The 12,092-nt window shown below is 62.9% G+C and carries 10 protein-coding genes; 6 read left to right on the forward strand and 4 right to left on the reverse strand.

Going from position 1 to position 12,092, the window contains the following annotated elements; translation table 11 throughout:
- Window positions 1-17 precede the first annotated feature (17 nt).
- Entirely contained in the window at window positions 18-1,049 is a 1,032-nt protein-coding gene (locus AB7G19_RS29205) for an ABC transporter substrate-binding protein (RefSeq protein WP_247308722.1), read from the forward strand.
- Entirely contained in the window at window positions 1,046-3,739 is a 2,694-nt protein-coding gene (locus tag AB7G19_RS29210; protein WP_441268629.1) for an ATP-binding protein, read from the forward strand. Before AB7G19_RS29205 ends, AB7G19_RS29210 begins: the two co-directional genes overlap by 4 nt.
- A 131-nt stretch (window positions 3,740-3,870) precedes the next feature.
- On the opposite strand, the gene AB7G19_RS29215 is transcribed toward AB7G19_RS29210, so the two are convergent.
- Together AB7G19_RS29215 and AB7G19_RS29220 are read right to left on the reverse strand one after the other, a co-directional pair.
- Complete coding sequence (locus tag AB7G19_RS29215; protein ID WP_354117060.1) at window positions 3,871-4,476, reverse strand: hypothetical protein; 606 nt, start codon at window positions 4,474-4,476, stop codon at window positions 3,871-3,873.
- Window positions 4,473-5,387 carry a LysR substrate-binding domain-containing protein gene (locus AB7G19_RS29220; RefSeq protein ID WP_441268630.1) on the reverse strand — a complete coding sequence of 305 codons (915 nt, stop codon included), beginning with the start codon at window positions 5,385-5,387 and terminating at the stop codon, window positions 4,473-4,475. The genes AB7G19_RS29215 and AB7G19_RS29220 overlap by 4 nt, the downstream gene beginning before the upstream one ends.
- Window positions 5,388-5,516: 129 nt before the next feature.
- Here AB7G19_RS29220 and AB7G19_RS29225 point away from each other — a divergent pair, with 129 nt between their 5' ends.
- Together AB7G19_RS29225 and AB7G19_RS29230 are read left to right on the forward strand one after the other, a co-directional pair.
- Window positions 5,517-6,455 carry a ring-cleaving dioxygenase gene (locus AB7G19_RS29225; protein ID WP_441268631.1) on the forward strand — a complete coding sequence of 313 codons (939 nt, stop codon included), beginning with the start codon at window positions 5,517-5,519 and terminating at the stop codon, window positions 6,453-6,455.
- Complete coding sequence (locus AB7G19_RS29230; protein WP_441268632.1) at window positions 6,452-7,078, forward strand: alpha/beta hydrolase; 627 nt, start codon at window positions 6,452-6,454, stop codon at window positions 7,076-7,078. Before AB7G19_RS29225 ends, AB7G19_RS29230 begins: the two co-directional genes overlap by 4 nt.
- Before the next feature lie 57 nt (window positions 7,079-7,135).
- On the opposite strand, the gene AB7G19_RS29235 is transcribed toward AB7G19_RS29230, so the two are convergent.
- Complete coding sequence (locus tag AB7G19_RS29235) at window positions 7,136-8,434, reverse strand: glycosyltransferase (RefSeq protein ID WP_441268633.1); 1,299 nt, start codon at window positions 8,432-8,434, stop codon at window positions 7,136-7,138.
- A 358-nt stretch (window positions 8,435-8,792) separates the two neighbouring features.
- Here AB7G19_RS29235 and AB7G19_RS29240 point away from each other — a divergent pair, with 358 nt between their 5' ends.
- Window positions 8,793-9,761 carry a glycosyltransferase family 2 protein gene (locus tag AB7G19_RS29240; protein ID WP_081369463.1) on the forward strand — a complete coding sequence of 323 codons (969 nt, stop codon included), beginning with the start codon at window positions 8,793-8,795 and terminating at the stop codon, window positions 9,759-9,761.
- Window positions 9,762-10,006: 245 nt separating this feature from the next.
- On the opposite strand, the gene AB7G19_RS29245 is transcribed toward AB7G19_RS29240, so the two are convergent.
- Window positions 10,007-11,581 (reverse strand): winged helix-turn-helix domain-containing tetratricopeptide repeat protein, encoded by a 1,575-nt coding sequence (locus AB7G19_RS29245; protein WP_441268634.1) that lies wholly within the window; start codon window positions 11,579-11,581, stop codon window positions 10,007-10,009.
- Between the two features lie 159 nt (window positions 11,582-11,740).
- Between AB7G19_RS29245 and AB7G19_RS29250 the strand changes: the two genes are divergently transcribed.
- A complete protein-coding gene (locus AB7G19_RS29250; protein WP_441268635.1) occupies window positions 11,741-11,983 on the forward strand; it encodes a DUF1127 domain-containing protein in 243 nt (80 codons plus the stop codon).
- Window positions 11,984-12,092 lie beyond the last annotated feature (109 nt).

The raw sequence follows: 12,092 nt of genomic DNA on the forward strand, positions 1-12,092 counted from the left end.
ATCGTGCAAAGAATTCCATGACCGAACGGCCTTCCGCGTTCGCGCTCGATCGCCGCGGCTTCATTCGTCTCGCAGGCACAACCGCCGCAGGCTGGATTGCGCTCGGCGCAACGTCAGATCGCATGCGGATCGTTGCCTCGCTGACGGGATTGCCGCTCGACGACGAACTGACCAGACGGAGCATGACCGACAGCCCGACCTCCCGCCTGGGTGGTCTCATCGTCGGCTTGAGGCAGCGAGGCTGGGTCGAAGGCGTCAACTTCCGCCTCGAACTTCGTTCGACCTTCGGCGGACCGGACAAGCTCAAGACCGCGGTCCAGGAGTTGCTCGAGCTCAAGCCGGACGTGATCCTGACCGGCTCGACCATCGAAACCGCCGCAGTCTTTGCCGCCACCAAAACCATCCCGATCGTTTTCGCGACCGCCAACGATCCCGTCGGCAACGGCTTCGTCGAAAGCCTCGCGCATCCCGGCGGCAACGTCACCGGCTTCACCAACAGCACCGCCGAAATGGGCGGCAAATGGCTTCAGCTCATCAGGGAGGCGGTGCCGGGTCTCGCGCGCGTCGGCGTCCTTTTCAACCCGGCGACCACGCCCCGCGCCGGGCGCTTCTTCCTCGAATCGATCGAGCAGGAGGCTGCGACGTCAGGGGTGTCCGTGGCCCCCGCGCCCGTCAACGCGCCAACGGACATCGACGAAACCATCAGGCGCTTTTCCGAACCGCCCAAGGCGGCGCTGGTTGCGCTGGTCGACAGCTTCCTCGTAGTCCACCGTCAGGCGGTCGTGGCGGCGGCGGCCAAGCATCGCGTCCCGACGATCTATCCGTTCCATTATTTCATGGATGCGGGCGGACTGATGAGCTACGGGCCGACGCTGGAGGTGCGCTCGGCCGATTACGTCGATCTCATCCTGCGCGGCACCAAGGCCGGGGATCTTCCGGTGCAATCGCCGCGGAAATACGAACTCCTGATCAACCGCACAGTCGCCCGCTCGCTCGGATTGAACATTCCCTTCACGCTGCTGGCGCGCGCCGACGAGATCCGCGAGTGAACGAGGCGATCGACCAGGGACATTTGCGGACGCCCCCGGGCCGGTTGTTCCGAAAATATCTCTACTCGATCGTCGCCCTCGCCTTTGCCGCACTCGCCATCAACACCGGCTTCGACGTCTGGTTCTCCTATCGCGAGCAGAAGCAGCTTCTCGCGGCGACCCAGCGCGAGCAGGCAGCAAGCGCGGCTATCCAGATCGGCCAGTTCATCGGGCAGATCGAAAGCCAGATCAGATGGCTCTCGCGGCTGCCTCCGGAGCTGTCGAGCAACGAAGACGACCGCCTGAACGCCATCCGGCTCCTGCGCCTCTCGCCCGCGATCGCGGAAATTGCCGAGCTCGATTCGCAGGGCCGCGAGCAGGTGCGCGTGTCGCGCCGCGTCGCGGACAGGGTCGGCAGCAAGGCCGATCTCTCGGCCTCGCCGGCCTTCCGCGGTGCCAATGAAAGCCGGGCCTATTACGGGCCGGTCTACTTCCTCGGCGACACCGAGCCGTTCATGACGCTCGCCACGCGCGGGACCGGGCGGAATCCCAATGTGATCGTGGCCGACGTCAATCTGCGCTTCATCTGGGACCTCGTTGCCGGGATCAGGGTCGGCAACACCGGCAAGGCCTATGTGGTCGACCGCATGGGAGTCCTGATCGCGCATCCCGATCTGTGGCCGGCGCTGCAACGGACCGATCTCTCCGGGCATGCCGACGTGCGCGCCGCACTCGACGGCGTGGGGCCGCCTTCGGGCGGCCTGGTCAAGGGGGATCTGTCAGGCCAGCGCGTGCTCTCGACCTATGCGACGGTCCCCTCGCTCGGCTGGCTGGTGTTCGTCGAGCTTCCGCTCAGCGAGGCCTACGCTCCGATCTATGCATCGATCGGACGCGCGACGTTTCTCCTGGTCGTCCTGCTCGCCTGCGCGATCCTGGTGTCCCTCTGGCTGAGCCGGCGCATGACCGTGCCGATCCAGATCCTGACGCAGGGCGCGCGGCGGATCGGCAGCGGCGATCTCGGCCTGCGGCTCGCGATCAGGACCGGCGACGAGCTCGAAGCGCTCGGCGACCAGTTCAACCGGATGGCCGCAGATCTTCGCGACTCCTATGCGACCCTCGAGCGCAAGGTCGCCGAGCGGACCGCCGAACTCGAAAAGACCCGCGATCAGGCCCTGGCCGAGCATGACGCGGCCGAGCGCGCGCGCAGGGCCGCCGTGCTGGCCAATGAGACCAAGTCGCGCTTCCTCGCCGTCGTCAGCCACGAGCTGCGCACGCCGCTGAACGGCGTCATGGGCGTGCTGCAGCTGCTCGACGACGGCAGCATCGGCGAGGCCCAGCGCCGCCACCTCGCGACCGCGGAGGCATCGGGCGAAACGCTGATCGCGCTGGTCGATGCCATCCTGGAATATGCCCGCCTGGAGGCCAGCACCGAAACGCTGGAGACGCGCGACTTCCGCCTCCGCCAGCTGATCGAGACCGCCGCGGAGCTGATGTGTCCGCAAGCCTTCGGCAAGGGCCTGACCTTCGACCTCGCCTGCGATGCGACGGTCGACACATCCGTGCACGGCGATCCGGTCAGGCTCAACCGCATCCTGCTCAATCTGATCGGCAATGCCATCAAGTTCACCCCGCACGGCGGAATTGCGCTCGCGGCGGCCGCCGAGCAACGCGACGATCATGTCCTGCTGCGCATCACCGTTCGCGATACCGGCATCGGCATCGCGCCCGACATGCACGAGCGCATCTTCGACGATTTCGTCCAGGCCGACGACAGCATCGCGCGGCGGTTCGGCGGCACCGGCCTCGGACTCGCGATCGCGCGCCGGCTCACGCGCCTGATGCGCGGCGAGCTGACGGTGGAGAGCACGCCGGGCGCGGGCAGCACGTTCACGCTTCAGGTGCCGCTCGGCCGCGCCGCAAGCGGCGTGGCGCAAGGCGCGGTCCCGCCGCCGTCGCGGCAGCTCCGCGTGCTGCTGGTCGACGACGATCCCGTCAATTGCGAGGTTGGCGAAGCGATCCTGAACCGGCTCGGCCATCGCGCGACGATTGCGAGAGACGGCGCGTCGGCCATCGCGCTCGCCCGCAATCAGGCGTTCGACATCATCCTGATGGATCTGCACATGCCCGACATGGACGGCGTCGAGGCGGCCTCGCGGATCGGCAAGCTCGGTCTGCCAAAAATGCCGCGCATCATCGCGGTGACCGCCGACGTGTCCACCAGCGCCCGCGAGCGGCTCGCCGGCGCCGGCATCGCCAAGGTCGTCAGCAAGCCGATCCTGATCAACGCGCTGCGCGAGGCGATCGAAGACGATCCGGCGCAGAAGACGCCCACGACAAAGCTTGCAGCCGGCGCATTGATCGACCTGCATTTCCTCGACGACCAGCGCGAGCTGCTCGGCCCCGCGCAAATCGAAAAGCTCCATCATTTGCTGGGGGAGACCAGCGGCAAGCTGATCGCAGACATCGCCAAAGCCGCCGCGGCCGGCGATCACGTGCAGCTGGCGCGGCTCACGCACCAGCTCGGCAGCGCCGCCGGCGCGCTCGGCCTCGTCCGCCTGTTCGAGCGCAGCCGCGAGATCGAGCTGGCGGCGCCCTCGATGTCTCCCGCCGAGAGCGAGAGCGCCGCCCGCGAACTCGCCGCGCTTCGAGAGGCGTCAATGAGCGCGCTGGACGATCTGCTCCGGCTGGCCGAGCAGCGTTCGGCCAGCTAAGCCGTGTTCCCATAAATCGGGGTGCTTGGGTCAGGCACGGCTGATGACCGCTAATCTGCCAATAGTGGTGGAATGGTGGATCTCGCCAGAGGTCGCAGAAGAGCCACAAGCGGACGGCAGGGAAGGCCCGCTCAGTCGAAAGTTGAAGTAAACCTTCGAACAATCTCCGCAATCCGAGGCCGCGTAAATCTGTCTACCGGGTTGATGCTGCGGTCGTCATCACGATAGAACTCGCCCGCGTCGAAGGCCAAGTAAACGTCCCAAAATAGAGGAGGCAAATCCGGCTCCCGCCCCATAAGCCCCATCAGTTCGTTTACGACCCGATCACAGAAATCGAAATCAAGGGTACCTTTGTTAAATCCTGACGCCAGTTCGAGCGCCAACGCATCGTACAACACATCCCTAGCTAACCCGCTCTGCCCGCTCCATTGATCCAGAACGGTATGGTTCAACAAGGGCTGCGGCTCAGGCCCTTCAAGCACATTCTCAGCCTTGTGGCTTGCGTTAAGCGAAGCAATCATTTCCTCTATGATGGACATCTGCTGGATGGCCCCGCACGAATTTTCAGCTAAGGCTACCCTGTACCATAAGAAAGCAGGCTTGGAGCTTAACGTCCGTTTCGGGTCAAAATGCGAAGAGCTCAGCGCGAGCAAATCCAGTCGGCTACGCCCAAATAAGCAGACGCTGATGGCGAGCGGAGCCGACATATCTCGGCCCGGCTCTTCCGCGCGGATCATTTCGGCCGGCCTGACGCCGCCTCGTCCTCGCGCCCAAACCGCTCCACCAGAAAATCAATAAACAGCCGCACCTTCACCGACAAATGCCGCGTCGGCGGATAGACCGCGTAGAGCGCGAGCGGCGGTGCGGAATAATTGTCCAGCACCGTGCGCAACTCGCCTTTCCGCAGGGCGTCAGCAGCAATGAACTCGGGCAGCAGCGCCAGCCCCCTGCCCTTGATCGCGACGTCGCGCAGCACTTCGGCATTGTTGACGCAGAGCGACCAGGCCGGCTGGATCCAGTGATCGCCGTCGCTGCCTGTGAGCTTCCACTGATTGCCTGTCAGCAGGAAGCCGTAGGTGAGCGAGGCATGCTCGCGCAAATCCTGCGGATGCTTTGGCGTGCCGTGACGCGCGAGATAATCGGGCGAAGCGCAGATCATGCGCGCCACCGGCATGATTTTTCGCGCGATCAAACTCGAGGATTCCAATTCCGCAATCCGCAGCGTCACGTCAAAGCCGTCCTGGACGGGATCGAGCAGATCGTCGCTGAGCACGATCTGAAGCTGAAGCTCGCCATAGCGCGCCATGAAATCGGCCAGCACCGGTCCGAGCCGCATCGTGCCGAACGACATCGGCGCGTTGACGCGCAACAGGCCGCGCGGCGCCGACTGGGCCTGCGCCACCGCCTGATCGGCGGCCTCGATCTCCGAGAGGATCACGACCGCGCGCTCGAAATAGCGCTGGCCGTTCTCGGTCGGGCTGGCGTGGCGCGTGGTCCGGTTCAGGAGCTGGACGCCGAGGCTCTCCTCGAGGTCGGCGATGTATTTGCTGATCGCCGAGCGCGACAGCCGCAGTTGCCGGCCCGCCTCGGCAAAACTGCCGCTTTCGACCACTTTGACGAAGGCCCGGAGGCTGGCCACCTTATCCAAGGGCCGGCCCCGGCGATTGTTTCCATATCGTAGACATAGACGTCATATTTGCATGGATTGTCTCCAATCCAAAGCGGAACGACATTTCCCCCCAGAGCAAGACCGCTCCCCGAATTCTGGAGGACGACAATGTCTGGACTGCACCACGTCACCGCGATCGCCGGCGATCCCATCCGCAATTACGGCTTCTACACCCGGGATCTCGGCCTGCGCTTCGTCAAGAAGACGGTCAATTTCGACGATCCCGGCACTTACCACTTCTATTACGGTGACGAGACCGGCCGCCCCGGCACCATCCTGACCTTCTTCCCCTGGGCCGGCGTGCCGGCCGGCCGCCGCGGCGTCGGCGAGACCCATCAGACCGCCTTCCGTGTGCCGCAGCGCTCGCTCGGCTACTGGACGCAGCGCTTCACCGAGAAGGGCATCGCCTACGAGGCGCTGGAGAAGCGTTTTGGCGAGTCCGTGCTGCCGTTCACCGACCCTGACGGCATGGCGCTCGCGCTTGTGGGTGTCCCCGGTGCCGAGAACGAGCCCGGCTGGAGCAATGGCGACGTCCCGGCCGAGCACGCGATCCGCGGCTTCCATGGCGTGACCTTGCTGCTCGACAGCGCGGCGAAGACGGCTGCCGTCCTCACCGACGTGTTCGGCTTCAAGGAGACCGGCCGCGAGGGCTCGGTGATCCGCTTCAAGGCGCCGGGCGATGCCGAAGGCAGCGTCGTCGACATCTACGAGGCCAAGGGCTTCTTGCGCGGACATCAGGGCGGCGGCTCCGTCCACCACATCGCCTTCCGCGCGGCCGATGACGCCGAGCAGGGCCGGATGGCGCAAAAGCTCGTGAGCAATCACGGCCTGCATCCGACCGAGCAGAGAGACCGCAACTACTTCCGCTCGATCTACTTCCGCGAGCCCGGCGGCGTGCTGTTCGAGATCGCGACCGACATCCCCGGCTTCGCCGTCGATGAACCCGTAGCAACCCTGGGACGCGACCTGAAGCTGCCGAGTTTCCTCGAAGCGCAGCGCAAGCAGATCGAAAATGTTCTGCCAAGCCTGGAAGAACGCGCGTCATGACCGAGAGCACATTCATCCATCGTTTCGAGCCCGCGACCAGCGCGGGCTCCCCACCGCTGCTGCTGCTGCACGGCACCGGCGGTGACGAGAACGACCTGCTCGGACTCGGCAAGATGATCTCGCCCGGCTCCGCGCTGCTCTCGCCGCGTGGCCGCGTGCTCGAGCACGGCATGCCGCGTTTCTTCCGCCGTCTCGCCGAGGGCGTGTTCGACGAGGACGACGTGCGCCGGCGCGCGCTGGAGCTCGGCGACTTCGTCGCGGATGCGCGGCAGCAACACGGCATCGCCGCGCCTGTTGCGGTCGGCTTCTCCAACGGCGCCAACATCGCAGCCGCGCTGTTGCTGCTGAAGCCGGACGTCCTGGCAGGCGCGATCCTGCTGCGTGCCATGGTGCCGCTGTCGGATCCGCCGAAGGCGGAGCTTGGTGGCAAGCCGATTCTGCTGCTGTCCGGGCAGTCCGATCCGATCGTGCCGGCGAGCAATTCGGCAAAGCTTGCGGCGCTGTTGTCGGAAGCCGGAGCGCGTGTCGACCACAAGGTCCTGCCGGCGGGCCATCAATTGTCGCAGGCCGACGTCACGCTGGCCCGCAACTGGATCGGCAGCGTCGACGCCAAAGCGGCATGAACCAACGAGCGGCGCATCGTTCACGAACGATGCGCCGCCCATTCGCCTCGCGATCCGTCAGGCAGATTTTCGAAGCGGTTGTTTCTTCGGTTGCGGTCTCGCCGCGCGGCCAATGGCGGCGATCGCCTCCATCTCGTCGACGAGGCCGGACCGATCGATATCGACTTTCATGGCCTCGCCGAGCAGACGGGCCGCCTTCCTGAATTGCGGCTCTGCAATCAAGCGGTTCACCGCCGCGGCAATTTCCGCTTCGGAGGCGGTTGGAGGCAATTGAAGCCCTGCTCCCTTCGCTTCGACGCGCGCGGCGTTGGCAGCCTGGTCCCGCCCCATTGGCAGGATGAGCTGCGGCAGTCCGTTGATGAGTGAACGCGTGGTCGTTCCGTGGCCGCCTTGCGAGATCACCACGGAAACATCCTTCATGACGAGGTCATGGGGAGCGCCGCGGACCAAATGCACATTGTTCGGAGCCCTGAGATCGGCGACGTCGACATTGGGACCGGCTGTTGCAAGGGCATCGATCTCCACCGCTTCCATCGCTGTGATAATGCGCTGAAACAGTTCGCGCTGACCTTGCGCGCCCGTGCTGCATGCGATCAGCCCGCGAGGACGACCCGACTGAGCCGACCATGGCGCTCGCCACGCCTCCGTCTGCCGAGATTTGGACCAGTTCGGCACATCGAGCAACGGTCCGACGTAGCGGAAATTGTCGGGCAGCGAGTCAGCTTGAAAGTCGAACGCTCGACTGGTCGCGAGCAAAAGCCGGTTGGCCCGATCGAACAGATCGTAGACATCTGCCAGAAGCGGAAGACCCAGATCGGCACGCGCGCGGTTGAGACTTGGCAGAAACACATTGAGTGTTTCGGCCAGCCTGGCATTGGCGGCGTCGACTTCGGCGCGCTCTTCCGGCGTTTTCGGTTGCCTCAACCCGCTGGTGGCCGGCGGCATTCCCGGCAGGGGCCGAATGCTGACATGAGGGGACAGCAGAGCGAAAGGCACGCCTGACGCCTCCGCCCCGAGCGCAGCACCAAACAGCACGTCAAGCACGAGAACGGCATCCGTCGGCATACGGCCGATCTCATCCCGGACATCGGCCGCATAGAGCGCGGCAGGATCAAAGACGGCCTGGCGTAGAAAGTCCTTTACATCCGAGACGTCCACCGGATCCGCAGCCTTTCCGGTCGGGGCGCGGCGCCATGCTACAAATGCAAAACCGGAGGCCTCGACTTCAGAGCGCATCGCCGGATCCGCCATCACCCGGATATGATGTCCATTCCGGTGCAACCGCCGCGCCGCAGTCAGCAGCGGACTCAAATTCCCGAGGGTCCCCCACGACGCCAGCAGAAAATTATAAGACATCGTAGAACCCCTTCGTCACGGTTGCGAATGCGCTGTCGCAATCCATCCTGCGCAACCCAATGCAGGCTTCCGGACGGATGCTTGGCCGCGCTTGTATCCGCGCGAGCCACGCCTAGAATGGAGCGGCGCGCGCTACCGAACGATGTCTCCCCGGAGGGAGATGGTTACAGCTGTAAGGAGAGGAAGGCCGCTTATGGGCCAAGCGGACATTTGAGCTGATGGCCAGGTTCGCTAAGCGGCAAAAGCGGTCCAACAGTTCAGGACGCGGATTTGTCCGCTAAGGGCCACATCCGGACATCTAGGATGTTGCCGCTCCCCGAGAACTGTTATTGTTGAGCGGTCTTGCGTCTAGGGGATGATGATTGTGTCTCCAGCAGAACTGTCGAGCAGCGAGGCGGAACTCCGGTCGTTCATTTCGGTCGCGATCCCAACCTTTCGACGTCCTTTTGGGCTGCAACGCGCGATCGAAAGCGTGCTGCAGCAGGACTTCTCCGATTGGGAAATGGTGATCAGCGACGACGAAGGGTTAGTGGGCGAGAGTTGTCGCCTCTTGTCCGAATATGTCAGCACAGAACCGCGCATCCGAGTCGTCGAGAACCGCAGAGGCCGTGGTCAGGTCGAGAACACGAACAATGCGATGCTTGCGTGTCGCGGTCCCTGGATCAAATTGTTGCATGACGACGACTGGCTCGCGCCAGGGGCGCTTACGTCTTTCGCGAGACTTGCGTTGGCCTACCCCGCCGCGGCAGTCATCACCTCCACAAGCCATCTGGTGCAAGACAAAGGCATAAAGTACCGGCAAGGGGGTGAGATTTACGTGTATTCGGGCCAACAGTGCCTGACTGATCTCTATTTGGTGGGCAAAACGCGGTCGCTCGGAATTGTCCCATCGACGCTGTTGGTCAATAGCAACGTCGTCAAAGCCGGCTGCCTGATGCGAAACTACAAGTCGATAAGTTGGGGGGTCGACCAACTGTTCTTCATTGATCTGGCCTGCCATGGTGACATGGTAGCGATAGACGATGGTCTTATCTTTTACGACATGACCAACCACCCCTGCATCACGGCAGACGGGTCGTTCACTCACATTGACCAAGAGACAGTCGATCTCAAACGCCTCACTTGGAGCCTTTTGGAAGATAAAGGAGAACTTCCCGATCCTGAAACGGTCGTGCGTGCGTTGCGGGTTGCTCGACTACGCGGACGGATCGGCCGGCAGCCACTCGGCGCAACGATCCGTGACGCAATCCAAATCCTGCGCCCCTCGGTCCTGATGGCTCTCAACAAGATCATCCGTGCTCGGGCGCGCGCGCCGGGTGCAATTTAATTCATCCATTCTGCGGGAACGCTCTGATCTGATAGCGCAGCTAACTGACCGCCGCTCGAAATGGCAAGGTCCGCTATGGGTCAAAAGCCGACACCGCGCCAACGCCCAAACACGTCAGCTTAGGGTCACAAGCCGAAATCAGCATCGAGCAACGCCACGTCTGCGAAGGGCCACAAGCCGACATTGCATACTGCGCCGTTGATGGGAATTGGAATGAGACCAGTATTTCCCGGCAACCGCAGCACTCATGGGGGGAGACCCATGATGGGGCAAGCTCGCGCTATCCTTTCGAGGTGTTCCGGCCTGTAAAATCGAGCGAGCTTTGGAACGAGTGTGGAGACGCGCAGAGCCGGCCTCGCTTCCACCAGGCGTGCACCGATCATCCGGGCTTCCTCGACCCTTCCAGACATCGCGTGGCATGCCGCCAGAATAAATTGTGCGTTGAGATAGTTGGGCCGGTGCAGCACAGCCGACTTGGCCCATGATGACCCGTCCTCGTATCGATCCGTCAAGAAATGCGCAAACGCTATGCCGGTCTGCAGCAGAAAAAGAAACGGATCCATGGGGCTTAAACGCCCCCCGGCGTGGAACTGCTTAAGCGCCGCCTCTATGTCACCGCGCCGTATGTGTTCCCAGCCGATCGTATACCGTGCGACAGCCAGGTTCGGGTTAAGCTCATGCGCTCGGGAGACGAGGGCCACGCCATCGTCCATCTCGTATAATACGGCGCCAATTGCCTGCCCAGCTCTCACGAGTACGGTTGGATCATCCTTATCGAGCTCGATCGCACGCCTTGCCAACCGTCGGGTGTCGTTCAGTTCCTGATCCGCGTCGATCGTCCAGCCGAAGATCTTTCGTTGCAGATAGCAATAAGCACCAAGCGCGTATGCTGAGGCCAATCCGGGATCGATCTCGACCGCAAGCCGGATCAGTCTGAGGGCTTCAATGTTTTGTTCGCGGGTGAATTCATAGAAGCTCGAGAGTGCACGCAGATAGTAGTCGTAGGCCTGAAGATTTTCGGTTGGCTTGCGTTTTGCGCGCTCTATCTCGGCGCGCTCCAATTGAGGAAAGAGCGCGCTAATCACGCTACTCGTCACTTGGTCCTGCAGATCGAAGATATCTCTGAGCTGGCTGTCGAACCGGTCCGCCCAAAGATGAGCACCCGTCGTGGCCTCGATCAACTGCCCGGCAATGCGAACTCGATCGCCGGATTTGCGCACACTGCCTTCGAGCACATACCGAACGCCCAGCTCGCGCCCGACCTGCCTGATGTCGATAGCCTTGCCTTTGTAGGTAAAAGTGGACTGTCGCGCGATGACGAACAGCGATTTGGACCGTGAAAGGCCGGTGATGATGTCCTCGACCATGCCGTCGGCGAAATACTCCTGCTCTGGATCGGAGCTCAGGTTGGTGAATGGCAGAACGGCCAGCGACGGTTTATCGGGAAGTGGGAGGGCGGGTTTAGCCGTCTCCCTCTGGATTTCTGTGACCGCCACAGTGGGGGCGCCGTCAGCCTCCTGCACCTTACCGATAAAGCGATAGCCCTTCCTTGGCAGCGTCTTGATCAACCGCTGTTTCTCCCCGGAATCGCCAATTGCGGACCGAGCGGCATTCAGGCGGGTCGTCAGCGCGGCATCCGACACGCACCGCCCCTTCCAAATGGCTGTGATGAGCTCATCTTTGCAAACCACGCGCTCGCGGTTGCGGATGAGGTAGTCCAGAAAGTCAAAGGTCTGTGGCGCCAGGGCAACGACGCTTGTGTCGCGGTACAGCTCGCGGCGGCCGGAATCCAGTTCGTAGTCTTCGAAGAGATAGCGCAAGACGCGAAATCCCTTGGACGGTTTCCGGTCAGGCCCGGCAACCACTTGGAAAATAAAGAATAAGCTGTCCGTAAGGAAACTGTAAGCAGCAGATCAAGCGCGCCGGGCCGGATTTTGGCAGCATGCCAGGGTAGAAACAAGGTGCCCGAGGATGCTGCGATGAGCATGATTTATCAGACAACGGGCTTGGTCCAGACGACGGACTCCCAGCGACGCAATGTCAGCGTTTTCAGGAATTGCTGGAACGCTTTTCAAGAGTGGCGGAAATGGGAGCGGCTGAGGCGCGATCTTTACAGCCTAAGTGATCAGGAGCTGAAGGATATCGGGATTACGTATGGCGAGATCGACTACGTGGCCTCGAACCAAAATACTGACCCGCGAGGCATCCGATCGGTCGGATGATGTCGGCCTCCGGCAACGGTGGACGGAACGTCGGAAATTGGTCGACGCGAGCCGCTTAGCGGCAGGGATACCGGCTTGCGCTCAGGGTCAAAGGCCGACACCGCCCCAA

This window comes from Bradyrhizobium sp. 215_C5_N1_1, assembly GCF_052075935.1.
Taxonomy (GTDB): Bacteria; Pseudomonadota; Alphaproteobacteria; order Rhizobiales; family Xanthobacteraceae; genus Bradyrhizobium; species Bradyrhizobium barranii.

What these genes read in the sequence shown, in the direction of transcription:
- AB7G19_RS29205 (WP_247308722.1), top strand. Translation starts at nt 18, where the DNA reads ATGACCGAACGGCCTTCCGCGTTCGCGCTCGATCGCCGCGGCTTCATT.
- AB7G19_RS29215 (WP_354117060.1), bottom strand. Translation starts at nt 4,476, where the DNA reads ATGATCCGCGCGGAAGAGCCGGGCCGAGATATGTCGGCTCCGCTCGCC.
- AB7G19_RS29225 (WP_441268631.1), top strand. Translation starts at nt 5,517, where the DNA reads ATGTCTGGACTGCACCACGTCACCGCGATCGCCGGCGATCCCATCCGC.
- AB7G19_RS29230 (WP_441268632.1), top strand. Translation starts at nt 6,452, where the DNA reads ATGACCGAGAGCACATTCATCCATCGTTTCGAGCCCGCGACCAGCGCG.
- AB7G19_RS29235 (WP_441268633.1), bottom strand. Translation starts at nt 8,434, where the DNA reads ATGTCTTATAATTTTCTGCTGGCGTCGTGGGGGACCCTCGGGAATTTG.
- AB7G19_RS29240 (WP_081369463.1), top strand. Translation starts at nt 8,793, where the DNA reads ATGATTGTGTCTCCAGCAGAACTGTCGAGCAGCGAGGCGGAACTCCGG.
- AB7G19_RS29250 (WP_441268635.1), top strand. Translation starts at nt 11,741, where the DNA reads ATGAGCATGATTTATCAGACAACGGGCTTGGTCCAGACGACGGACTCC.